The following is a 24,708-nucleotide window of genomic DNA, read 5'->3' as shown; positions in this document are numbered from 1 at the left end:
GAGATATGGAAAACGGATCTAATGACATCAGTAAATGCCCTTTTCACAATGGTAGTATGAAACACACTGTTGCTGGAGGTGGAACAACTAACCAAGATTGGTGGCCTAAAAAATTAAAATTAAATCTTTTAAGACAGCATTCTAATTTAAGTAATCCGATGGAAAGTGATTTTAATTATGCCGATGCATTTAACTCACTGGACCTGGATGCCCTTAAACAAGACATACATGCATTAATGACCGATTCTCAAGATTGGTGGCCTGCCGATTTTGGTCATTATGGTGGTTTATTTGTACGTATGGCATGGCACAGTGCTGGTACATATCGCGTTGGTGATGGTCGTGGTGGTGCAGGTGCTGGACAACAACGTTTTGCTCCTTTAAATAGCTGGCCAGACAACGTAAGTTTAGATAAAGCCAGACGTTTATTGTGGCCAATCAAACAAAAATATGGCAATAATATATCCTGGGCAGATTTATTAATACTGACAGGAAATATCGCTTTAGAATCTATGGGATTCAAAACCTTTGGATTTGCAGGAGGACGTGAAGATGTATTCGAGGCAGATGAGGATGTATATTGGGGAGCTGAAACCACTTGGTTAGGCGGAGATGTACGCTATAAACATGGTTCTGAAGGCGTAACGGACAAAGATCATGGGGTTTTATCTGCTGAAGATAATGCGGATGGAAAAATTCATTCCCGCAATTTAGAGAACCCATTGGCTGCTGTACAAATGGGATTAATCTATGTAAATCCGGAAGGACCAGATGGTAACCCTGACCCATTAGCTTCTGCACAAGATATTCGCGATACTTTCGGTCGTATGGCTATGAATGATGAAGAAACAGTAGCCTTAATTGCTGGTGGTCATACCTTCGGAAAAACACATGGCGCTGGTCCAGCAGACAATGTTGGTAAAGAACCTGAAGCGGCGGGTCTTGAAGAACAGGGATTAGGATGGAAAAGCTCCTACGGTTCTGGTGTTGGAGCTGATGCTATCACCTCCGGATTAGAAGTAATTTGGACCACGACTCCTACCCAATGGAGTAATAATTTCTTTGAAAATCTATTTGGATTTGAATGGGAATTAACCAAAAGCCCTGCTGGTGCACACCAATGGGTAGCTAAAGATGCAGATGATATTATTCCGGATCCATTTGATCCAAATAAAAAACGTAAGCCTACTATGCTTACTACTGATTTAACGCTACGTTTCGATCCAGAATTTGAAAAAATATCTAGACATTTTTTTGAAAATCCTGACGCCTTTGCCGATGCTTTTGCTCGCGCATGGTTCAAATTAACTCACCGCGACATGGGACCTCGAACTCGTTATTTAGGTCCAGATGTTCCAGCGGAAGAATTAATTTGGCAAGATCCAATTCCTGCTTTAAATCATGAGTTAATTAACGAGGCTGACGAACAATTATTGAAAGACCAACTTTTAAATTCTGGCTTAACTGTTTCGGAATTAGTTTCTACTGCTTGGGCTTCTGCATCTACTTTTAGAGGATCTGATAAACGTGGCGGTGCAAATGGCGCTAGAATACGTTTAGCTCCTCAAAATACTTGGAAAGTAAACAATCCAACGCAATTACAAAAAGTATTAAATGTATTGACTGGAATACAATCTAACTTCAATAATGTTCAAGCGACTGGTAAGAAAATTTCAATTGCCGACCTAATTGTATTAGCGGGTAATGCTGGAATTGAAAAAGCGGCTTCTTTGGCAGGTTCATTCATTAAAGTTCCTTTTTCTCCAGGTAGAATGGATGCTACGCAAGAACAAACGGATATCGAGTCTGTAAATTACCTAGAACCAATAGCCGATGGTTTTAGAAATTACAAAAAAGCTAGATTTACTTCATCAACAGAAGAATTATTAATCGATAAAGCGCAATTATTAAAATTAAGTGCTCCTGAAATGACTTTATTAGTAGCCGGATTGCGTGTACTTGATACGAATTTCGATGGATCTAAACACGGTGTATTTACCGCTAGACCGGGTCAATTAACCAATGATTTCTTAGTGAATTTGTTGGATATGAATACCTCTTGGAAAGCAACAGATGCTGACAAAGAAGAGTACTTAGGTTCAGACCGTAAAACTGGCCAACCAAAATGGACCGCAACGAGATCAGACTTAGTGTTTGGTTCCAATGCGGAACTTCGAGCCATTGCAGAGGTTTATGCTGGAAGCGATGCGCAACAAAAGTTCGTAAAAGATTTTGTTGCTGCATGGACTAAAGTGATGAATGCAGATCGTTACGACCTTAAAAAATAAAACAAGATTTTCTATACCTATGAAAATCAAAAAGGGTTGCCATGAAAATGTGCAGCCCTTTATTTATTTTTTAAAAACTTTTTGCGTTGAGCAATTAATCAAAATTTGTATACCGCTTAGTAAATCATCCCCTAAGTTCTGAGCATTACCTGGGTGCAATTAAAAATAGAGCTTTCAACAGCCGCTAACCACCTTCATCACGTTTAGCTAGTGGGTAATTTTGGGATAGCAAGGTTTATTTAGCCCAATCTCTCCTCCATTTCTTCCAGCACAGGGAATACTGCAGCTATCAGATTAGAATGATCTTCCAAGCTTCCATAAACTCACCATTTTTCAAATACTCTTTCGCCTTCAAAAACTGATGTGTCAACCTACTTTGCTCATCTCCTATAAACGCATTCAATAATTCTTGAACATCAGGTTCATATTGAAATTCGTCAATTTCTTGAGCAGTAGGAACTGAAGCAATGGATGCCAATTGCCTTAATTCTTCTTCATTGAAAATGGCGGACTGTTTAATAAATTCGGGAATAACAATCATTTACAAGAAATTTACTATAACTTTTCAATAATTTTATCAGCAAATTCGCTTGTTTTTAACAGGCTTGCATCCGTCATTAAATTATAAAAATCTACGGTCACGGTCTTCTGTTTAATCGTAGCGGCTACCGCATTTACAATCGCATCTGCTGCTTCATTCCATCCCAAATAATCCAACATCATCACGCCACTCAATATGACTGAAGAAGGATTCATGCTGTCTGTATCCGCGAAACGAGGAGCTGTCCCATGCGTGGCTTCAAAAATAGCATGCCCGGTTTTATAATTGATATTGGCTCCTGGGGCAATTCCTATCCCTCCTACCATGGCTGCTAATGCATCCGATATATAATCACCGTTCAAATTCAATGTCGCTATCACATCAAATTCTTGTGGTGCCAATAAAATTTGTTGTAAAAAATTATCCGCAATGATATCTTTAATCAGTAATTTACCATCCGCCAATGCTTTACTCTGTTCCGCATTTGCAACTTCCACTCCTGCTTTAGCTTTTGTTTGTTCCCATTGATTCCAGGTATAAACCTGATCGCCATATTCTTGTTCAGCAACTTGGTATGCCCAATTTTTAAAAGCTCCTTCAGTAAACTTCATGATATTGCCTTTATGAACAATGGTCACCGATTTTCTACGCTCTGCTAATGCAAAATCAATGGACGAACGTACCAACCGTTTTGTCCCTTCTTCGGAAACTAACTTTAAACCAAGTCCCGTACTATTATTAAAATTATATTGAACTTCTAAGGTATTCTTTAAAAAATCTTGCAATTGTTTCGCCTCTGAGGTGCCTGCAGCAAACTCAATACCGGAGTATATATCCTCTGTATTTTCACGAAACACAACCATATCTACACGTTCAGGATGTTTTACTGGTGAAGGAACGCCTTCATACCATTTCGTAGGGCGTTGACACACATATAGGTCTAGTTCTTTACGTAATGCCACATTCAAAGATCGAATACCGCCACCAATCGGTGTAGTAAGTGGTCCTTTTATGCCGACTAAATACTCCTTAAATACCTCCAATGTTTTAGTCGGAAGCCACTCTCCAGTTTCATTATAAGCCTTTTCACCCGCTAAAACTTCCAGCCAATTGATCTGACGATTTCCTTGATAAGTCTTAGCAATAGCTGCATCAAATACACGTACTGAGGCTTTCCATATATCTGGCCCTATGCCATCACCTATAATAAATGGGATGACCACTTGATGAGGAACACTTAATTTTCCGTGTGCGTCGATTTTTACTTTTTCAAATTCCATCGTATTCTATTTTATTTTTCCTTACTAAACATATTCCCAATTTCACGACTTATTTTGCGGAATATTGGTGCCGTTTGTACATCTTCATATTCATCGATATGTCGATCTTCTAATCTAGAAGGAAATATCAATAACAAATTTTGATTTTTATAATACTTACCCACTCGCTTTGCTAAACCATCTAATGAATCGCGATAAGATAGGTCTCCATACCTGGACGACACAAACACCAATAATGAGTCCGTGTTACTAAAGGTCGCTAATCCATAAATATTATCCCAATCTTCATAGAGCTCAAATGAGCTTGGTACACTAGACCCTAAAAGATCCAATTCCTTTTCTATAGAGGTCTTACTCCGCTCGTTACAAACAAATTTCACCGCTAAAGACAACTCTTGACCTAACCTCGTGATCTTCTCCATCCAATACGCGAATCCCACTTCTGATTCTGCCAATGGAGGAACAAATAAGGTGATTAATTTGTTTGTGATTAAAGGCTTTTCTATACGACACATAAACAAATTTGCATCGGTACGATTTAAGATACTTTCGGATTTCTCTCCTACTATCTTTTCCACAAAACTCGCGGCACTTGGCCAGCCCAAAATAATACAATCTGCAAAAATTTCCTTAGAAGCACGACCAATTCCATTGGCAATATTAAAATCCACTTCAGTAACTAAGTCCACTTCTGTTTCAGATCCCGATGCATATTTTGCTAGTTTATCTAAGGATTGTCTTGCCAATTGCAAATTCTCCTCTGCAAGCTCATTATTAGCAACAACTTGCAATATGTTTATCGGATGTGGTGATTTTTTAGATTTGATTAACGTTGCAAAATCCAAAATAGGCTCCATATTGTTCAGATTGGCAATAGGAATTAATATTTGTTCATCATGCTCCTCCACATGCTCCACATGTTCTACATGCTGATGCCCTGCTAATACAATCTTCTTGGAGGCATTCTCCGTCACTACGGAAGCGATAATACAAGAAACTAAAATCAAAATAATGGTTCCATTTAATACATTCTCATCTATAATCTGATTATTGTATCCAACCATTATTATAGCTAAAGTAGCTGCAGCATGAGCATTACTTAAACCAAAGATTAAATTTCGTTCAACAGTCAAATACTTAAAAGTCCATTGAGTAGCTGTCGCCGCTAAAAACTTACCAACGACCCCTACTATGGTTAATACGCCAGCAACATAGAAAACGGTCCAACCTTCGGAATGTACAAATACGCTGATATCGACAATCATACCCACAGAAATTAAAAAGAAAGGTATAAATATCGCATTCCCAATAAACTCAATCCGGTTCATTAGCGCAGAAGAATGAGGAATTAATTTATTCAGTGCCAGCCCTGCCACGAAAGCCCCAATAATGGGTTCTAAATTCGCTAACTCAGCCATAAATGCAGCGAAAAAAACCACCGTTAAGACAAATATATAATGCCCTGTTTTTTCACTTTCCACTTTTTCGAAAAACCATTTCGCAATTTTAGGGATGATCCCAAACATTATAAACAAGAAAATAGCAAAAGAAACCCCTAAGGTTACCCAAAACTCATTATTTATTTCCCCTTGAGATGCTCCTTTAATGACTGCCAAAATAATTAACACAGCCGTATCTGTTAATATCGTACCACCTATCGTTATTGCTACGGCTTCTTTTTTAGATATACCATACCGATTCACAATAGGATAAGAAACCAATGTATGAGTCGCAAACATGCTTGCGATTAAAATACTGGTCAACAAGCTATAATCCAGCAGGTAATAGCATACCGGAAAACCAATAGAAATGGGAATAATGAAAGTGAAAATTCCAAACATAATACTTTTATGCTTGGTCTTTTTAAATTCATTCATATCCAGTTCAAGCCCTGCGATAAACATGATATAGAGTAAGCCAATCGTAGAAAATAAATCAACAGCTGAATTTTTCTCTAACCAATTTAATCCATGAGGTCCAATGATCATCCCCGAAATGATTAATCCTATTATTCCAGGTATTTTGATCGGTCTTAATAGTATTGGAGATAATAAAATAATAAGGAGTACGAGTGAAAATATGAGAACCGGATTAGTGAGCGGGGCCTCGAATGCATGAACTAAGTGATTGAATATTTTATTATCCATAAATGCAAAGTATAAAACAAAATTAATGAACAACATTCCTGATTCATCAGGGTTAAGATAAGGAAAAATTGACAAATTTAAAGCCTTTGGCTGTTGTTGCCCGGCTTATTATTTAAACTGTAGCGTTTTAATGGGAGAGATTCTGGAGATTAACATGGACGGTATAAATAAGGTAAACAGGGCGATAATAATCAATAATAAATTGAGTATTAGCACTGTTATCCATGAAATTTCCATAGGAACATAAGACACATAATAAACCGCGGGATCTAATTTAAAAAATTGGGTACTTTTCTGAAAGGCGTAAAGTAAAATCGCTAATATGTTCCCTAAAATTAGCCCATATCCAATTAAATATAAAGAATTATATAAAAATATGGTTCTAATTTTTGAATTCTGCATACCCAATGCTTTCAATAATCCGATCATGGACGATCGTTCTAAAATACTGATTAATAATGCGGAAATCATATTGATAACGGCTACAATCACCATCAAGATAAAAATGACATTATCATTCATATCCAACATATTAAGCCAGTTAAAAATATCCGGCAATTGTTCGACCACATTCGTCGCATATAAAGCCACCGGAAGTTCTTCATTGACATCCGTAGTGGTTTGGTCCAATTGATTAAAATCTTTCACCCGGACTTCATATCCCCCTACTTCATTGTTCTCTAGATTGTTTAATTTTCTAATTAAGGATAAGGACCCAATCACATACATTTTATCTAGCTCTTCCGAATTCGTGCTAAATATTCCTCGAACGACAAATTTTCTTTTTCGTACCGATTCTTGAATAAAATGCATGATAAAACTATCACCCACTTTTAGTTCTAATCGATTTGCGATGAGGGAAGAAATGAGTAATTGATTTTCCGATTGATCATCTTTAAAATCAATAGTTTCTCCTTCTAGAATGGTTTTTGATAAAAATTCTTGATCATAATCCGCATCGATTCCTTTGAGAAGTACGCCTTCTACCTCTCCATCCACATTCATAATGCCTGCTTTGGTAGCAAAAGGATAGATATTGATGATGTTAGGATGTTGCTCTAACTTTTCAATTTCTTCAGCACTTAAGGAGATTGGGGTGTTCACATACGAGTCATTGCGGTCATTTTTTACGATGATCACATCCCCAAAAAACCCTCGCTGTTTATCCGTAATCTCCTGCTTGAAACCTTGGAGTATAGCCACAGCCATGATGATCGCCAAAATAGCCAATGAAAGAGCCCCAATAGTCACTCGTACTATTAACTTGGAAAACGTTCGTTGTCCTGATAAGGTTATTCGCTTTGCTAGGAAATAAGGAAAATTCAAGCTTAAATTAAATTTGTAACTTCGCAAAGTTATAAAAAAATGTCATCCTGCCATAAGCAATGACGATACAATATGGACAAAATATAAAATAGATATGCGTATTATTTTCATGGGTACACCTGATTTTGCGGTTGCCTCGTTAAAAGCATTGATTGAACAAGGAGAGGAAGTCGTCGCAGTGGTTACAGCTCCTGACAAACCCGCAGGTAGAGGTCAGAAATTGCATGAATCTGCTGTAAAACAATTTGCAAGCAGTCATCAAATTCCTGTTTTACAACCTGAAAAACTGAGAGACCCTGCGTTTATCAAAACCCTTGAATCATTTAATGCCGATTTACAAATCGTTGTTGCTTTCCGAATGCTTCCAGAAATGGTATGGAATATGCCTCCAAAAGGCACCGTCAATGTACATGCATCCTTACTTCCGAACTACCGAGGTGCTGCACCTATCAACCATGCCGTAATCAATGGGGAAACCAAATCGGGGGTATCGACCTTTTTATTACAACATGAGATTGACACAGGAAACATTTTGTTTGCCCAAGAAGTAGCCATAAAAGAAACGGATACTGCAGGCGACTTACATGACAATTTAATGCATGCGGGTGCTGAACTCCTGCTAAAAACAGTGCAGGCCATCAAAGAAAATCAGCTAAACCCAATTCCACAAGACAGCATCAGCTCCTCTGAAACCTGGAAGCATGCGCCCAAAATATTTAAAGAAGATTGCCTTATCCATTGGGATCAAAGCAGCAATGATATTTACAATAAAATTAGAGGGCTAAGTCCATACCCAACAGCCTATACCTTGCTTGACGGAAAAGTATTAAAAATATTTGCTAGTAAAAAAGAGCTTGTAGCCCATCAATATCCGGCAGGAACATTCTTAACAAATGGAAAAAATTTACTAAAAGTAGCTAGCAACGATGGTTTTATTCATTTGACAGACCTACAAATTGAAGGTAAAAAAAGGATGAATGACATCGACTTTTTAAGAGGTTATCGGTTTGAGAGCAATTCTATTGTTCAACAAATCTAAGTATATCTCCAGGTTGACAGTGTAACACCTTACAAATGGCCTCCAACGTATTCAATCGAATCGCTTTCGATTTCTGATTTTTTATAATGGATAAATTAGACAATGTGATCCCAACCTTTTCACTTAAATCATTCAGTGACATCTTCCTTTTGGTCATGATTTCATCTAGATGTATAACTATTGGCATAATAAAAAAAATTAATATTATAGACTTGATGGAAAAACAAATAAGTTTTCAATTTGTTTTTCCATTAATTGAATCTTAGAGGTTTGAAGATTTAGGTATTTGTTAAACTTTGTAAAATATCAATCACATTTACAGTTAGCTAGGGTCTTTTGGAATGATTTTTGTAGTTAGTATCACGTCAACTCAGCATCGCTAACTAACTCATAATGAGTTAATAATTTACAATTAGATTAGAAAAAATTCGATAAAATTCGTTATGTTTGCAAACATTTCAGAATAGAAAGGTTTATATATTTAAATGAGACAGCTCAAAATTACACAATCCATCACTAATCGTGAATCGCAATCGTTAGATAAGTATTTACACGAAATCGGTAAAGTAGATTTAATTTCCGCCGAAGAAGAAGTAATACTTGCTCAACGTATCCGCGAAGGCGATCAAGTGGCATTAGAGAAATTAACAAAAACCAATCTACGTTTCGTTGTTTCCGTAGCAAAACAATATCAAAATCAAGGTCTTACATTAGGTGACTTGATCAACGAGGGCAATTTAGGCTTAATTAAAGCAGCAAAGCGTTTCGATGAAACTAAAGGTTTTAAATTTATCTCTTATGCAGTATGGTGGATTCGTCAATCTATTCTACAAGCAATTGCGGAACAATCCCGTATCGTTCGTTTACCTTTAAATCAAGTAGGTTCATTAAGTAAAATTAGCAAAGCCTTTTCGAAATTAGAGCAAGAATATGAACGTGAACCTTCTCCAGAGGAGTTAGCAGATATTTTGGAAACTACAGTAGATAAAGTATCTGACACTTTAAGTAATTCTGGTCGTCACGTATCTATGGATGCTCCATTCGTTCAAGGAGAAGAAAACACCTTACTTGATGTATTGGAAAATAGCGACCCAGACACGGACAGTTCTTTGATTGATGAATCATTATCTGAAGAAATTAAACGCTCTTTAGCTACTCTTACCGAAAGAGAAAGAGAAATTATAGTTTTATTCTTTGGATTAGGTTCTAATCATCAATTGTCACTAGAAGAAATTGGAGAGAAATTTAGCCTTACTAGAGAACGTGTTCGTCAAATTAAAGACAAAGCATTACAACGCTTAAGACACACCTCTAGAAGCAAAATCTTAAAATCCTATTTAGGATAATAACCATCTTATTTTAAACAACAAGGAATTGCGCAACGAATAATTGCGCTTTTTTTTTGTTCATCATCCTGCATATTTAGGAAATAGTGCTCCGAGTTGACGCCAGCAGGATTGCCCAAAAATCAGCAGGAAGTAAGGACCTGACACAATTACCTTACTCCAAACTTTCCCTCGCATCTCCCCTTCCTAGCTTCCGTATGCGTACAGCTCTTTTCACTATAATAATTATCCAAACAGCTTATGAACATCTATTTAAAATCAAAGTTTGTAGAAATTACTCGTTTAAACAGCTAATTATTTTAAGATTAATAGTAAAAATAAAATATAAGATTATAAGTTGTATTCTATTGAAATTTAACGTTACAACATTGATTTTCAAGTAAGAGGGAAGAACAATTTTTAAAAATATAGAAATTTTAAAAATGAAAATAAATTAATCTTTACTCATTTACCTAAACTTAAAAATTGTCTTTAATAAAAAATAGCCCTTGGAAAATCCAAGGGCTATTTTAAAAAATTTAGAAATTAAATTATTTTTTATGCAATTGTTCGTATAGATCAATTACCTTCTTTTGCAAATCAATAACCTCTACTTCACGAGCTTGAAGGCGTTTTTGCAACTCATTAACTTCATTTTGAATTTGTTTATCTTCTTCTGGATCAGAAGTGGACAATAATTGAACTAGTGATAAACCAAATAATTTTGAAATTTGATTTAACCTAGACAAATTGACATCTGTAATTCCTGTTTCGATCTTGGAAAACGCTGGAATTGAGATGTCTAGCCTTTTAGCCACATCCTCCTGACTCCAACCTTTTTGATGTCTAAGTAATCTGATTTTCTTTCCTAATGCATTCATGGGTAAAATGTAAAATATTTATTTATTAAGTAATTATCAAATTTAAGCAAATAAAGCATAAATCAAAACGAGAATATTAAAAATTTAAAAAAAAACTGAAAGAATCTTAAAAATTTCTCAAAAATTTATCCGCAAAGCTAGACATATTTACTCCATTGTTATTGTTTGAACTCATAAATAGTAAATTGTAACCATTAGACTTAAAATCCTCTAAAAAGACCTCTAAATCAGAAAGTTGTGTAATTACACGGAAAGATGGGTGATTGAACGCTACAGTTAAACTCTCAGTAAAATTTCCTAAGGAAATATTTTTTTCTTTTATAAGAGAAATATTAACGAATACAACAGCAAAATCCGATTCATTCATCGAATTTGCATATTGCTCAATGAACTGATGATCTAAACTATCGTAAGTATTTAACTCAATTACAGTAACTAAGGCTTGGTTAGGAAATTGTTCCTTAACCGCATGAATACTGGAACGTAATTTACTTGGTGTATGTGCAAAATCTTGATATACCACACTGCCATTCTGACTGGCAACAAATTCTAAATAGCGGATTGAACTTTTAAAATCTTGGATTGCCGCATAAAATTCGTCTCGCTTCACGCCTACCCATTCACAAACGGTGAATGCTCCCGCTATATTGGATAGGTTATGTTTTCCAAAGATCTTTAAAGGAATGTTTTCTTGACCTACATGAACATAAGTAACCCCTTTATTTATGGTATATTCAGGAAGCTTGTACCCATGCCTGTTGATTTTATTGTCCATCGTGTGCTCCACCACATCCCTGGTGCGTTTATCATCTTTATTATAGATCAATGTACCCTTGGGTACTATCGTGCGTACAAAGTCTTCAAATTGCTTGTAATAATCCTGTTCTGAAATCAACATTTTAAAATGATCCCACTCGACCCCACTAATTAATGCAATATTTGGTTTATACATTAAAAACTTAGATTGACGATCTACAGAAGAAGCAAAATATTCATCCCCCTCGATGATAATCAATTTATTCTCTGGGTTTAATTGCAATAAATCGTCAAAGCCTTCCAACTGAGCACCAACCAAGTAATCAAATGACTTACCGAGCTTTTTCAACACATGCATCACCATACTCGTAATAGTCGTTTTACCGTAGGTTCCTGCAATAACCACTCTTATTTTATCTACGCTTTGCTCAAAAACGAATTCTGGAAATGAATAGATTTTTACCGCTAATTCTTTCGCACGTAGAAGTTCAGGATTATTGACTTCGGCATGCATACCAAGTATGACCGCATCAATATCTTCATTTAATTTTTCGGGGAACCAACCTAATTCTTTAGGTAGCAAACCCGCAGCAAGTAGATGCGATTTGGAGGGTTCCACAATTTGATCATCAGAACCCGTAACTTGATGCCCCTGCTCTGCCAAATTAATAGCTAAATTATGCATGATGCTACCACCTATAGCTATAAAATGAATACGCATCTAGTTATTTTTTTTAAATTTAGCCGAACACCAAGAGTCCATTACTTTTTTTTCTATAAATTGAAAGCCTAAGCTCTTTAATTTTTCTGTTAAAATATCTAAGTCTTCTCCATCATAAAATCCAGAAAGATATAAAGATCCTTGTGGTTTTAGATCTTGCGCATAGACATCCATTTGATCCAATAAAATATTCCTATTTATATTGGCTAAAATTACATCAAAGGTCATATCGGCAATAGCTTCCTTGGATCCTTCTTTTTCAGTAATATTGAAAGTTTGATTTAACTGCTTATTCTCTGCCACACTATCCACACATATCGGATCATAGTCTACGGCCAACACATGCTTTGCTCCTTTTTTAGCAGCCAAAATCGCAAGGATACCTGTCCCACAGCCCATATCTAAAACCTCCATATCCTGAAAATTGTTTTCCAAAATAAAAGAAAGCATCATAGATGTTGTTTGATGATGGCCTGTCCCAAAGGACATTTTAGGATCTATGACAATCTGATAGGGGTATTGAGGTTTGTTTTCATGAAAAGTAGCCCGAACATAACATTGATTATCCACCAGTATAGGATTGAAATTACTTTCCCATAACTCGTTCCAATTTTTATTTTCCAGTTCTTCCACTTGGTACTGAATAGCATATCCATCCACCTCATGAAGCAATAATGTTTCAAGGGCTTGAATATCCAGATTCGCATCTGGTATATACGCTACAAAGCCTTGGTCCTGATCCTCAAAAGTATCATAACCAAGACCTGCTAATTCAGCGATAAGCAAATCCTTTTGCCATCCCTCCATATTGGATGATGTAAAAGTAACTGCTGAGTATTTCATACTTATCCGTTAAATACGTTGATAATTTGCAAGAAATCACGAGATTTTAGAGATGCTCCACCTATTAAACCTCCATCTATATCAGGTTGTGAAAACAAACTTTCTGCATTCGCTGGGTTTGCACTTCCACCGTATAAAATACTGGTTTGATCAGCTACTGCTTGTCCATATTGTTCTGCCAATGTTTTACGAATAAATGCATGTACTTCTTGTGCTTGCTCCGGACTTGCAGTAAGACCAGTTCCTATAGCCCAAACAGGCTCATACGCTAATACTATGGCAGCAAATGCTTCCGCATCTAAATGAAATAATCCTGCACTCAATTGTGTTTTGATGACATCATAATACGATCCAGACTCGCGCTCATCTTTGGTTTCACCAATACAGAAAATAGGTTTTAATCCATTTGCTAAAGCTGCATCAACTTTCTTTGCTAATAAGCTGTCGGTCTCTCCATAATAAGCACGGCGTTCTGAATGCCCTAATATTACATATTCCGAACCTGTAGATTTCACTTGGCTTGCAGAAATTTCTCCTGTATAAGCTCCAGAAGCTGCCTCATTGATATTTTGTGCTCCTACAGCTACATTCGTAACTCCAGCACTTAACTTAGAAAGACTAGCCAAATGAATAAATGGACTACAGATAATAACCTGTTGATCTCCGCGAACCTCATCCTTCACCATATTTACAATTTCTGAAAACAAGCTTAAACCTTGCTCGTAATCTAAATTCATTTTCCAGTTTCCTGCTACAATGTTTTTACGCATAAAATAATTTGTTTTTAAGTATTGATTACCTCGTCACGAAGACGTTGGGTTTGTTTATATATATATTCAAATATGGCAATATTTTCCGATTTAGCTAAATTAGCAACAAGATTTCTACGTACCAGCATATCCATAAATCGCTCGTATTCGTAAGATTGTTTGACTTCATCCGTCATCCACATAAAATCAGGTACAAATTTAGATATTATTTGCGAAGTCGCCACTTGAGCTCCTACACCAATGACTGTACCTGTGGACACCGCAGAATTGATTCCCAACATCGCTAAATCGCCCATGATCATTCCACATTTAGCCAATTGCGTATCTCGATAATGACCTGAACTATAGGCATACATGCTTACCGTCTTCCAGTTGTTTTTTAAGTTTGAATTCGAACTACCTGCCCCAATGTTACAATAGGCCCCTAAAACTGCACAGCCCAAATAGCCTTCATGGCCTTTGGCAGAATAGCCCCATATCACTGTATTATTAAGTTCTCCACTCACGGTTGAATGAGGACCTATACTGACATTGGGATAAATCTTACTGCCCATTTTTACGCGAGCATGATCTCCGATAGCGACATAGCCACGAATGAAACTACCCTCTTCAACAATAGTATTCTTGCCAATATAAATTGGACCTTCTAAACTGTTTAAAAAGGAACCTTCTACTTTCGCGCCTTCTTCCACAAAAATCCAAGAACCCAATAATTGATTGCTAGTACTGATTTCCTGAGACCTACGACCCGCAGTTAGTAATTCAAAATCAAACAACAGCTGTTCTTTATTTTTTACAAAAATATCCTCCGGATGTTCTATCGATGAAATGCTTTGCTGAACAAATTTTTGTTTTCGCTCGGTAAAAAAATGATCTAAATCAATCGGTATACCCTCGGAACGAAAAGCAACCCATCCTGCAACATCCATTAATACCTCATCCGATTGAAGCAATACGAGTTCATCCAAGAGTTCCCGAGATGGCAACACATTGGCCTTGATGATTAAAAGATCTTTAGGTAATGTGGATTGATCCTGTTCAAATGATTGCAAATAAGGCACAGTAGCATAGGTAACTGGGCAACCCAATAATAATTCCCATTTCTTATCCAAAGTGCAAATCCCCACCCTCAAATTTCCTACCGGCCGAGTAGCGGACAATGGCAGCAACTGATTGCGCCATGCGGCATGATCAAATAAAACAACCGTCTTGAACATAATTAAAATTACATAAAAAATCCCGATAACATGATTATCGGGATTCCAATTCTTCCTTTGCAGGAATTATATTTCTTATTTGTTGTAACGGCTACGGAATTTATCAATACGTCCTGCTGTATCAACTAACTTCATTTTACCTGTATAAAATGGGTGTGAAGTATGAGAGATCTCTAATTTCACTAATGGATATTCATTGCCATCTTCCCAAGTAATGGTTTCTTTTGTATCAACACAAGATTTAGTAATAAAAGAATAGTCATTAGACATATCTTTAAATACAACTAATCTGTAGTTTGAAGGATGCAAATCTTTTTTCATTTTATCTTATGATTACTATATATTCAACATTTGAGGTGCAAAGATAACTTATTTTCCTTTTAAAAGCAAAAAAGTTCTAACATAAATTATCTATCTATTTAGATTCAATCACTTCATCGGCGTAGACTTTTCAAAGGTCTTAAATAATATGCTTAAATCCAAACTTCTTTACGCAGTTCAACTGCTTTTTTATAGACATTTATAGAGATAATAGTTCTAATTTCATACTTTTGCAAATCATTACATATCCGAAAAAAAAATATGAGTATTGGATTATCAGAACAAGAACAACAACGTAGACTAAACCTTCAAGCTTTGGTAGATTTAGGAATAAACCCTTTCCCTGCCGAAGAGTACGAAATAAATGCAACTGCTGAAGATATTCAACAGCATTACGAAAGAGATAAACTAAATTATAAAAATATAAGTTTTGCTGGACGTATTATGAATCGTCGCGTCATGGGTAGTGCTTCTTTCATAGAGTTACAGGACTCGACCGGAAGAATTCAAGCCTACGTAAAGCGTGATGATATTTGTCCTGAAGAAGATAAAACATTATATAACACCGTCTTTAAAAAACTTCTAGACATCGGTGATATTATTGGTATTACAGGTTATGTGTTTACTACGCAAACTGGGGAAATAAGTATCCATGTTCAAAGCTTAAAAGTATTAACTAAATCCTTAAGACCCTTACCGATTGTCAAAGAAGCGGATGGCAAAACGTTTGATGCATTTACCGATCCAGAACAACGTTTCCGTATGCGCTATGTCGATTTAATCGTTAATGCGCAAAACAAAGATATCTTTGTAAAACGCAGTAAACTCTATTCTTCCATGCGTGAATTCTTTAACAACGCAGGTTATATGGAAGTGGAGACTCCGATCTTACAATCTATCCCTGGAGGAGCAACTGCTAGGCCATTTATTACTCATCATAATACCTTGGACATGCCTCTTTATTTGCGTATTGCCAATGAATTATATTTAAAAAGATTAATCGTAGGTGGATTTGATGGGGTATATGAGTTCTCTAAAAACTTTCGAAATGAAGGTATGGACCGTACGCATAATCCAGAATTTACGGCGATGGAAATCTATGTCGCTTATAAAGATTACCATTGGATGATGGACTTTACAGAGCGCCTATTGGAACATTGTGCCATTGCGGTAAACGGAACAAGCGAATCTACATTTAATGAACATAAAATTGATTTTAAGGCACCTTACCCACGGGTAAGTATGACCGAGGCTATCAAACAATTTACCGGCTTTGACATTACCGGAAAATCGGAGGATGAAATCAGAGCAGCAGCCAAAGACATGGGGATTGCAGTAAATGATACCATGGGTAAAGGCAAATTAATTGATGAGATCTTTGGTGAAAAATGTGAAGGTAATTTTATCCAACCTACGTTTATTACCGATTATCCGATCGAAATGTCTCCATTAACTAAAAAGCATAGAGAACATCCAGAATTGACCGAACGCTTTGAATTGATGGTTTGCGGTAAGGAAATAGCCAATGCCTATTCCGAGTTAAATGACCCTATTGATCAACGCGAACGATTTGAAGATCAGCTTCGTTTATCGGAAAAAGGAGATGATGAAGCAATGTTCATAGATCAAGATTTTCTTCGTGCATTGGAATATGGTATGCCTCCTACTTCTGGATTAGGGATTGGTATGGACCGATTAATTATGTTCTTAACCAACAACCCGTCGATTCAAGAAGTATTATTCTTCCCGCAAATGCGTCCTGAAAAAGTGGCAAAAGCAACATCCCTTGCAGACTACCTTGCGTTAGGTATTCCAGAAGAATGGGTTCCTGTTTTACAAAAAATGGGCTTTTTAACCATCGAATCTTTAAAAGAAGCAAATCCGAATAAAGTATTCAATGATTTAGGAGGAATGCGCAAAAAAATGAAACTAGCTATCAGTATGCCTAGTAAAGAGGATGTATTGAATTGGTTCAACTAATTTGAACCTATAACAGCATTAAACCAGTATATGTATTCCTATACTGGTTTTTTTTATGCTTTAAAGTTTAATGAGTAGCGCTAATTATTCATCGCTATGTCTATATCATCTTATTTACCCATTTTCATCATATTTCTTTCCACTACGCTTTTCTTTTCATTCGCTTGCCAAATACTTCAACGGATCTTAGTCGGATCTCCTTCGGATATGACTCGGTCCAGCTATGAAAAAAACCGAAGGAGATGCCTTGCTGTACCGATGCTTATGCATGGGAACTGCAGGTCATTCACGAAATTATTGGAATAAACAGCGATTAACGCTTTTTTTCATAGCCTATCTGAATCTTAGCAAACAATTAAAACTTAAATTCGTTCTATACTGGACAAAACTTAGCTTATCAGCATGAGGAATACAATCTATTTTATACTAAGTGGAATACTTTTATGTTCTGCCTGTGCAAGCCAAAAGCAGCAAACTAAAAAATTAAAATGGGAAGGCAATTGGGAATGGGTGTCAAGTTTTGGAGGAATTGCTGGCCATAAAAGAACCCCAGCATCTACAGAAACGCAGCTACTACTCCGTATAGAAAAGGATAGCATCTTTCAATATGAAAATGGAACCTTAACAAGTACTTGGCCGAGCAAACTACATTACGGTAAATTAATGCTTCAAGAGGAACCCTCTTGGTATTTTCTAAAGAATGATATCAAAGTAGCCGTGCAGATACAAGATTCTATGCTGATATTAAACGAAGACTGCTCCGATTGCTACGAGCATCGCTATGTGAAACAGCAGAATTAATATAAAACTAAGCAAATAACGACTTACATCACCAGGTATCTATTTTTCATTCGTATATTTGCAACAATGAACATTGCCGATAAAATATTCGATATCCAAACGGAGGATGAATTTAATCAATGTAGTTTAGCCGTCTTTAGGTATCAAGCCGAAAACAGCCCAATTTATCGACAATTTCTAGAGATTCTTCAAGTTAAGCCACAAACCATACATCACTATAAAGCGATTCCATTTTTGCCAATTCAGTTTTTCAAAAGCCAGGCTATTATTACTGAAAACAAACCTGTGGAACTCACTTTTACGAGTTCTGGTACCACTGGAATGATTAGTTCAAGGCATTTAGTGGCCGACAAGGAATGGTATATCCGAAGCTTTCGCAAAACATTTGCACAATTTTACGGCGAGGTTAAAGATATAGCCATACTCGCCTTGCTTCCATCCTACCTGGAACGTGAAGGTTCATCCTTAATTTTTATGGTGGATGACTTAATGCAGCGATCGGAGCAAAAGGAGAGTAATTATTTTTTATACAATCATGAGGAGCTCTTTAATACACTGCTCCGCTTAAAAGAAAAAAAAGTGAAAACCATTTTATTTGGTGTCACTTATGCCCTTCTTGATTTTATAGAACAGTATCAACTACATTTTCCAGACTTAATCGTCATGGAAACTGGAGGAATGAAAGGTAAACGTAAAGAAATGGTTCGGGAAGAATTGCATGCGATCCTTTCACAAGGCTTTGGTCTGTCTAAAATTCACTCCGAATATGGAATGACGGAATTACTTTCTCAAGGCTATTCGTCGGGCGATGGTTTATTTAAATTACCCCCATGGATGAAAATTTTAATTCGGGAAGTGAATGATCCATTTACCTTAGTCGATCAATCAAAAACAGGAGCTATCAATGTCATAGATTTAGCCAATTATCACTCCTGTTCTTTTATAGCAAGCCAAGATTTAGGCAGATGTCATGAGGATGAATCCTTTGAAATATTAGGAAGATTCGACCATGCAGATATACGTGGCTGTAATTTATTAGTCCAATAACTTATTGTAAGCTCGGATCATTAAAAGTATTTCCAGCATTTACATCACCAGTTTCATAACCCTTCTTAAACCAGTATGCGCGTTGTTCTGAGGTGCCATGCGTAAATGACTCCGGATTAGATTGTCCTGTTGCTTGTTCTTGAATATGATCGTCGCCTACAGCTGCTGCTGCACGCATGCCTTCGAGAATGTCTTCATAAGTCAATGCAACATCACTACGCTTGCTAGCATGATGCGCCCATACGCCGGCATAAAAATCGGCCTGTAACTCCGTCATTACGGATATTTTATTGTATTCCCGTTCACTCATTTTCGCACGCATAGCATTCGTCTGCGCTAAAACACCAAAAACATGTTGTATATGATGGCCAATTTCATGCGCGATCACATAAGCTAATGCGAACTCCCCTTTTGCACCAAATTTTTGAGACAATTCTCGATTAAAACTTAAATCTAAATATATTTTTTGATCCCCCGGACAATAGAATGGTCCAAAGTGCTTTTGCCCAAAACCACAGCCTCCTGTTTCTGTGCCTTCCCGATAAATTGCAATTTTGGATTTAGGATAGGTTTTTCCATTTTCTTGAAATATACTGCCCCAAACATCTTCGGTACTTGCTAATACCACATCAGCAAATTCGATAAGACGGTCTTCTTCAGGCGTAGATTCTACAGGACCCTCCGTTTGACTTACCCCTGCTCCAGAACCCTGTTGCATCTGATTTAGTAATTCCGAAGGATCACCGCCCATTAAAAAACCTATTACCAATACAATTACACCACCAATTCCTCCTAATGTGAGTTTTTGTCCTCCAGACATTCCTCGACGATCTTCAATATTGCCGCTACGGCGGCCGCCTTGCCATTTCATAAGTATATCTTTTCTTTTTAAGTTAACCTGTTGTGTACTATACACAAAATCTCTGCCATAAGTGTATTGCTGTAGAAGAAACTGCGATTCCCTACCCTCATTTAAAATTCTTATCTTTGGACCATTATTATATCATTATATTCTATGTTATTAGACGACTTAAAAATTAGAAGTAACCAAGCTTGTGAGTTATGTTTATCAACAAACAATTTGGACATTTATGAAGTTCCTCCAACCAGCAATCCTAATGTAGATAACAGCATACTCGTCTGTTCTGTTTGCAAAAATCAACTAGAAAAATCAGAACAAATCAATCCCGATCATTGGAAAGTATTAGCCGATACCATGTGGTCATCGTATCCGGCGGTACAGGTAGTTGCTTGGCGCATGCTTAGTAGACTTCGGAATGAAAGTTGGGCAGCCAATAACTTGGACATTTTGTATTTGGATGATGAAACCCTAGCCTGGGCAAAGAAAACCGGCGATCACGAAGCGGATGCTACAGTAGAATTTCATCAAGATAGTAATGCAACCCGTTTATATGATGGAGACACCGTGGTGCTAATAAAAACATTGGATGTTAAAGGTTCAAGCATATCTGCTAAATTAGGTACTGTCGTTAAAAATATTCGTTTAGTTGCTGATAATACTGATCAAATTGAAGGAAAAGTAGAAGGACAGACCATCGTTATATTAACTAAATATTTAAGAAAGGGTTCTTAAATTGCATTGGAACATTAAAATCACAAGGATGAAAAAATTGTTTTGTAGTCTATGTTTCTCCTGTTTAGCTATCTTATCTTTTGCTCAGCAAAAGATATCCGCTGATGAACTGGATAAATTAGTCCAAAAAGGGCAGATTCAATTATTGGATGTTAGAACGCCAAAAGAATATAATGAAGGCCATATAGAACGGGCTACAAATACGGATTGGAAAGATCAGTCTGAATTTAAAGCATCGCTAAAGAATTTAAACAAGGCTAAACCTGTATATGTCTATTGCCTTGCTGGCGGCCGAAGTAAGCAAGCTGCAGATTACCTTGTACAACAAGGTTTTGAGGTCTATGAATATGTAGGAGGCATGATGGAATGGAAAAATACCGACCATAAAGTCATAAAAAATGTATCGACTGAAAACGTAGAAAGCCTATCCTTAGAACAATTTGATCATCTAATACAGTCAAAAACACCCGTATTGGTTGTTTATTCGGCCGTTTGGTGTGTTCCATGTCAAGAAATGAAACCGAGCATCGATAACGTAGAGAAAAAATTAGGAAATAAACTGAAAGTGGTTCGTATTGACGCAGATAAAAATGCAGGTTTATTAAAATTAAAAAAAATTAAAGGCATTCCTAAACTTGCTTTGTATAAAAATGGTCGTGAATCTTGGACTAAAACAGGCGTAGTATCGGAATCCACTTTATTAAGTCAGATTGCTAAACTTATCCCCATTAATTAACTTATAATCTTCATCCATTGAATCAAGTCGCATTAATTACAGGATCCATATTTGGCATATTAGCCATTGTATTAGGAGCATTTGGAGCCCATGCCTTCAAAAAAATATTAACTGAAGAGCGTTTATCATCATTTGAAGTCGCAGTTCGCTACCAAATGTATGCTGCTTTATACCTACTTCTTATCGGATTTAATTTCAATTTTGTGCAATCGTATCAAAATTGGATTGTCAATGGGATGATATGGGGAACGATCTTATTTTCTGGAAGTATTTACTTATTGAGTTTTCAAGATGTTTGGAAAATTAAGCTTAGTGTTTTAGGACCAATTACGCCTCTTGGTGGTTTCTTTATGATTATTTCCTGGGTGGTGTTATTGGTATCTTACCTATAATCGAAGGATATAAATCATTAGAATTTCGGATTAAATTGCGTTGATCGCTATGGATAAGAGCTAAATATATAAAGCCTTACATTATTTATGTAAGGCTTTATATATTTAGATACAATTCATTTATTTACAACTCTTTATACCATTCTAAATATAAAGATATAGCTTTCAATTTTTCTGCTGTAAGATGAAAATCAAGGTTCTTTGTTAAATAATACTGATAATCAAAATTCGGAATAGCAGGTAATTCACCCAGCACCGCCTCGGGATTAGCCACCCCATCAGCTAAGGCTTGATTAAATTTCTGTGTAAAAGAAAGGGGCAATTCTTTATTGGAAACCCACACAGCAAATGCAAAGGGTAAACCAGTCAGTTGCTTCCAATAATGACCTAAATCATAAGCGTAGGGAACTTCGTCTTTCTTCCCAAAAGTACGGTCACCAATCAATACATAAGCGTCTGCATCACCTTCATGGAGTACCTGAACATCCACTTTCCAAAGCTTTTTCAACAAGATCTGAGCAAGTCCATTGGATGTTTTAGATTGCTTATCTAAGCGAAGGGATTTAATTTCTTGAATTGGTTTATCGGAAAAAATAAAAACTGAATCCACGTAATCGTTTGTCCCAATGCAATAATCTGCAACAAAATGATATTCATTCATATTTGCTAAGGCTGCAATGGGAATAATTCCTAAATCTGCCTCATCCTCCATTACTTTTCGCGCACATTCACTCGGATAGTCCAAGGACAATTCGATTTCATGCATAATTTCTGAATGATGTATTCCGCTTAAAAATGGTAAGGTATTGGTATAGGAAACTGCAGAAACTCTATATTTATTCATTCACTAAACGATCTAAATGCTTCGTGTTGTAATAATCAACGATAGAAAATTGATCATGCTCGTATTCCAATTTATACAAGGCGGTATTGGTATGTGGGAACTCATCCATTTTACATACCGGAACACCTGTCAAATGGCATAGCATAATACGTAATGCACGACCATGCATACAAACTAAAACTTCTTGTTCTTGCTTTTGTTCCAACATGGTTTGTATGGCTACTTGCTGACGCAATACAAGTGCATTAGGAGATTCGCCTTCAAGAATGGCTAAATCCAGCTCATTATTTCTCCAGGAGTTAACCACCTGCTCAAATCCGGCTAAAATCTCTTGGTTTTGTTCTTTCCCTTCATAAATACCCCAGCTAATTTCATCTAAGCCTGACAGTTCAATCATAGGAATACCATCATTGACAAAATGCTGTACCGTTTGATGGGTTCTTAACAACGTAGAGGTATAGATTTTATCAAATGGGATATGTTTGTAAGCTTCATAAAAAGCTTGGGCCTGTTGCAGTCCGTTCTGATTCAATGGACTATTGACTCCCCTTCCTTGAACAATTCCTTTCAAGTTGAGGTCAGTTTGCCCATGACGTATAAAATAAAATGTTTTTTTCAATGATATGTACTCCTTAATTTACAACGGGTAGTGAATAATACTGTTTTTTAGGATTTTCATCTTCAAAAACCACTTCCTTGTAGTCCGTTACCACATGATAAAGCGTATCACGTTCTATCGGATGTCTACCAACATGCTTAATCAGCTCCACTAACTCCCTTGTACTCATCGCAGGATTTTGCTCTTCTGCACCTGCCATACTGTATATTTTGGTGGTGTCATCCAATGTCCCGTCGATATCATCGACACCAAAACTTAAAGCCATTTGAGCGGTATTCCTAGAAATCATTGCCCAATAAGCTTTTATGTGTGGAAAATTATCTAAAAATATACGAGAAATAGCGTAGTTTCTTAAATCCTCTACTACAGAAACTTCAGCAACATAATGCATTTGGTTGTCCTTGTTTCTAAATTTTAATGGAATAAAGGTTTGAAAACCGCCTGTTTTATCTTGCAAATCACGTAATCGCTGCATATGATCTACGCGATGCCAATATGCTTCAATATGTCCGTATAACATGGTCGCATTGGTATTCATCCCTAATTTATGGGCTTGCTCATGAATATCCAACCATTGCTCGGCGGTACATTTATCGTGTGCAATTTTTTCCCTAACTTCTGGATGAAATATCTCTGCACCCCCACCAGGCATGGAATCTAACCCACACGATTGTAAATATTTCATACCATCATAATGACTAATTTTAGCCTTTTTAAAGATGTAATAATATTCTACTGGGGTTAATCCTTTGATATGTAGATCTGGACGATGCGTTTTACAACGTTTAAAGAACGTTGCATAAAATTCTAAATTTTGTTTTGGAACTACGCCTCCAGTAATATGGACTTCCGTGACAGGCTCTTGATCGTATTTTTTAACAATATCCATCATGCCATCAACATCCATTTCCCAACCTTCCGCTCGTTCTTTTATTAACCTGGAATAGGAACAAAATTTACAGTCATAAACGCATACATTGGTTGGTTCAATATGGAAATTTCGATTGAAATAAGTCACATCTCCATGACGTTTTTCTCGAATAAAATTAGCAAGAACTCCTAAATACCCCAATTCGGCATGTTCATATAAATAAACTGCATCATCGAAAGTAATTCGTTCTTCAGCTAGGACTTTATCTGCAATTTGCTTAAGCTCTTGCGTTAAGCGCTCGTAGTTTAATAAAAATCTTAAATTTTCTGTTGATTTCATGTCTCACTCCTTACCTACAAAATTACAAAA

At 36.5% G+C, this 24,708-nt stretch carries 24 protein-coding genes; 9 read left to right on the top strand and 15 right to left on the bottom strand.

Going from position 1 to position 24,708, the window contains the following annotated elements; all coding sequences use genetic code 11:
* Positions 1 to 5: 5 nt before the first annotated feature.
* Entirely contained in the window at positions 6 to 2,288 is a 2,283-nt protein-coding gene (gene katG, locus ACFRAE_RS11910) for a catalase/peroxidase HPI (protein ID WP_422797381.1), read from the top strand.
* A gap of 289 nt (positions 2,289 to 2,577) precedes the next feature.
* Here katG and ACFRAE_RS11905 read toward each other — a convergent pair whose 3' ends face one another.
* The 4 genes from ACFRAE_RS11905 to ACFRAE_RS11890 form a co-directional block, all read right to left on the bottom strand.
* Positions 2,578 to 2,829: a hypothetical protein gene (locus tag ACFRAE_RS11905; protein ID WP_422797380.1), complete on the bottom strand. Its 252-nt coding sequence runs from the start codon at positions 2,827 to 2,829 to the stop codon at positions 2,578 to 2,580.
* Positions 2,830 to 2,843: 14 nt separating this feature from the next.
* Entirely contained in the window at positions 2,844 to 4,109 is a 1,266-nt protein-coding gene (gene icd / locus ACFRAE_RS11900) for an NADP-dependent isocitrate dehydrogenase (RefSeq protein WP_422797379.1), read from the bottom strand.
* An 11-nt stretch (positions 4,110 to 4,120) separates the two neighbouring features.
* Positions 4,121 to 6,256 carry a cation:proton antiporter gene (locus ACFRAE_RS11895; RefSeq protein ID WP_422797378.1) on the bottom strand — a complete coding sequence of 712 codons (2,136 nt, stop codon included), beginning with the start codon at positions 6,254 to 6,256 and terminating at the stop codon, positions 4,121 to 4,123.
* Between the two features lie 108 nt (positions 6,257 to 6,364).
* A complete protein-coding gene (locus ACFRAE_RS11890; protein WP_422797377.1) occupies positions 6,365 to 7,582 on the bottom strand; it encodes an ABC transporter permease in 1,218 nt (405 codons plus the stop codon).
* Positions 7,583 to 7,676: 94 nt separating this feature from the next.
* Between ACFRAE_RS11890 and fmt the strand changes: the two genes are divergently transcribed.
* Positions 7,677 to 8,621 carry a methionyl-tRNA formyltransferase gene (fmt, locus tag ACFRAE_RS11885; protein ID WP_422797376.1) on the top strand — a complete coding sequence of 315 codons (945 nt, stop codon included), beginning with the start codon at positions 7,677 to 7,679 and terminating at the stop codon, positions 8,619 to 8,621.
* Here fmt and ACFRAE_RS11880 read toward each other — a convergent pair.
* A complete protein-coding gene (locus ACFRAE_RS11880) occupies positions 8,602 to 8,808 on the bottom strand; it encodes a helix-turn-helix domain-containing protein (protein ID WP_422797375.1) in 207 nt (68 codons plus the stop codon). The two genes, fmt and ACFRAE_RS11880, sit on opposite strands and share 20 nt — an antisense overlap.
* 298 nt (positions 8,809 to 9,106) lie before the next feature.
* Between ACFRAE_RS11880 and ACFRAE_RS11875 the strand changes: the two genes are divergently transcribed.
* Positions 9,107 to 9,967: a sigma-70 family RNA polymerase sigma factor gene (locus tag ACFRAE_RS11875; protein ID WP_093096797.1), complete on the top strand. Its 861-nt coding sequence runs from the start codon at positions 9,107 to 9,109 to the stop codon at positions 9,965 to 9,967.
* Positions 9,968 to 10,497: 530 nt separating this feature from the next.
* Here ACFRAE_RS11875 and ACFRAE_RS11870 read toward each other — a convergent pair.
* The 6 genes from ACFRAE_RS11870 to ACFRAE_RS11845 form a co-directional block, all read right to left on the bottom strand.
* Positions 10,498 to 10,827: a helix-turn-helix domain-containing protein gene (locus ACFRAE_RS11870; RefSeq protein WP_093096800.1), complete on the bottom strand. Its 330-nt coding sequence runs from the start codon at positions 10,825 to 10,827 to the stop codon at positions 10,498 to 10,500.
* 106 nt (positions 10,828 to 10,933) lie between these two features.
* On the bottom strand, positions 10,934 to 12,304 hold the full coding sequence (locus tag ACFRAE_RS11865) for a UDP-N-acetylmuramate--L-alanine ligase (protein WP_422797374.1): 1,371 nt from the start codon (positions 12,302 to 12,304) through the stop codon (positions 10,934 to 10,936).
* Complete coding sequence (prmA, locus tag ACFRAE_RS11860) at positions 12,305 to 13,147, bottom strand: 50S ribosomal protein L11 methyltransferase (protein ID WP_422797373.1); 843 nt, start codon at positions 13,145 to 13,147, stop codon at positions 12,305 to 12,307.
* Between the two features lie 2 nt (positions 13,148 to 13,149).
* Positions 13,150 to 13,917: a triose-phosphate isomerase gene (gene tpiA / locus ACFRAE_RS11855; RefSeq protein WP_422797372.1), complete on the bottom strand. Its 768-nt coding sequence runs from the start codon at positions 13,915 to 13,917 to the stop codon at positions 13,150 to 13,152.
* A gap of 14 nt (positions 13,918 to 13,931) precedes the next feature.
* Complete coding sequence (locus ACFRAE_RS11850; protein WP_422797371.1) at positions 13,932 to 15,134, bottom strand: putative sugar nucleotidyl transferase; 1,203 nt, start codon at positions 15,132 to 15,134, stop codon at positions 13,932 to 13,934.
* A 75-nt stretch (positions 15,135 to 15,209) separates the two neighbouring features.
* Entirely contained in the window at positions 15,210 to 15,455 is a 246-nt protein-coding gene (locus ACFRAE_RS11845) for a type B 50S ribosomal protein L31 (protein ID WP_422797370.1), read from the bottom strand.
* A gap of 261 nt (positions 15,456 to 15,716) precedes the next feature.
* Here ACFRAE_RS11845 and lysS point away from each other — a divergent pair, with 261 nt between their 5' ends.
* The 3 genes from lysS to ACFRAE_RS11830 all read left to right on the top strand — a co-directional run bounded on the left by lysS (position 15,717) and on the right by ACFRAE_RS11830 (position 19,283).
* Positions 15,717 to 17,435, top strand: coding sequence for a lysine--tRNA ligase (lysS, locus tag ACFRAE_RS11840; RefSeq protein ID WP_422797369.1), 1,719 nt, complete (start codon positions 15,717 to 15,719; stop codon positions 17,433 to 17,435).
* A 402-nt stretch (positions 17,436 to 17,837) separates the two neighbouring features.
* Entirely contained in the window at positions 17,838 to 18,236 is a 399-nt protein-coding gene (locus tag ACFRAE_RS11835; protein ID WP_422797368.1) for a hypothetical protein, read from the top strand.
* Positions 18,237 to 18,302: 66 nt separating this feature from the next.
* Positions 18,303 to 19,283 carry an acyl transferase gene (locus ACFRAE_RS11830; protein WP_422797367.1) on the top strand — a complete coding sequence of 327 codons (981 nt, stop codon included), beginning with the start codon at positions 18,303 to 18,305 and terminating at the stop codon, positions 19,281 to 19,283.
* Between the two features lies 1 nt (position 19,284).
* Here the strand turns inward: ACFRAE_RS11830 and ypfJ are convergent, their stop codons facing one another.
* A complete protein-coding gene (ypfJ, locus tag ACFRAE_RS11825) occupies positions 19,285 to 20,154 on the bottom strand; it encodes a KPN_02809 family neutral zinc metallopeptidase (RefSeq protein ID WP_422797366.1) in 870 nt (289 codons plus the stop codon).
* Between the two features lie 144 nt (positions 20,155 to 20,298).
* Here ypfJ and ACFRAE_RS11820 point away from each other — a divergent pair, with 144 nt between their 5' ends.
* From ACFRAE_RS11820 to ACFRAE_RS11810, 3 genes are read left to right on the top strand one after another with little or no spacing between them, the layout of a single operon-like run.
* Positions 20,299 to 20,877, top strand: a complete 579-nt coding sequence (locus tag ACFRAE_RS11820) for a PhnA domain-containing protein (RefSeq protein ID WP_422797365.1) — start codon at positions 20,299 to 20,301, stop codon at positions 20,875 to 20,877.
* 28 nt (positions 20,878 to 20,905) lie between these two features.
* The gene (locus ACFRAE_RS11815) at positions 20,906 to 21,613 is read left to right on the top strand and encodes a rhodanese-like domain-containing protein (protein ID WP_422797364.1); all 708 of its coding nucleotides are present in this window, start codon (positions 20,906 to 20,908) and stop codon (positions 21,611 to 21,613) included.
* A 17-nt stretch (positions 21,614 to 21,630) separates the two neighbouring features.
* On the top strand, positions 21,631 to 22,005 hold the full coding sequence (locus ACFRAE_RS11810) for a DUF423 domain-containing protein (protein ID WP_422797363.1): 375 nt from the start codon (positions 21,631 to 21,633) through the stop codon (positions 22,003 to 22,005).
* Positions 22,006 to 22,129: 124 nt separating this feature from the next.
* Here the strand turns inward: ACFRAE_RS11810 and ACFRAE_RS11805 are convergent, their stop codons facing one another.
* The 3 genes from ACFRAE_RS11805 to mqnE are packed head-to-tail and all read right to left on the bottom strand — an operon-like array spanning position 22,130 to position 24,678.
* A complete protein-coding gene (locus ACFRAE_RS11805) occupies positions 22,130 to 22,849 on the bottom strand; it encodes a menaquinone biosynthetic enzyme MqnA/MqnD family protein (RefSeq protein WP_422797362.1) in 720 nt (239 codons plus the stop codon).
* Positions 22,842 to 23,468 carry a histidine phosphatase family protein gene (locus ACFRAE_RS11800; RefSeq protein WP_422797361.1) on the bottom strand — a complete coding sequence of 209 codons (627 nt, stop codon included), beginning with the start codon at positions 23,466 to 23,468 and terminating at the stop codon, positions 22,842 to 22,844. Before ACFRAE_RS11800 ends, ACFRAE_RS11805 begins: the two co-directional genes overlap by 8 nt.
* A 13-nt stretch (positions 23,469 to 23,481) precedes the next feature.
* Positions 23,482 to 24,678, bottom strand: coding sequence for an aminofutalosine synthase MqnE (gene mqnE / locus ACFRAE_RS11795; RefSeq protein ID WP_422797360.1), 1,197 nt, complete (start codon positions 24,676 to 24,678; stop codon positions 23,482 to 23,484).
* Positions 24,679 to 24,708: the final 30 nt, after the last annotated feature.

This window comes from Sphingobacterium sp. HJSM2_6 (assembly GCF_049316305.1).
Taxonomy (GTDB): domain Bacteria; phylum Bacteroidota; class Bacteroidia; order Sphingobacteriales; family Sphingobacteriaceae; genus Sphingobacterium.
Note: the sequence above shows the minus strand (reverse complement) of the source record. Positions and strands in the feature narration are given on the sequence as shown.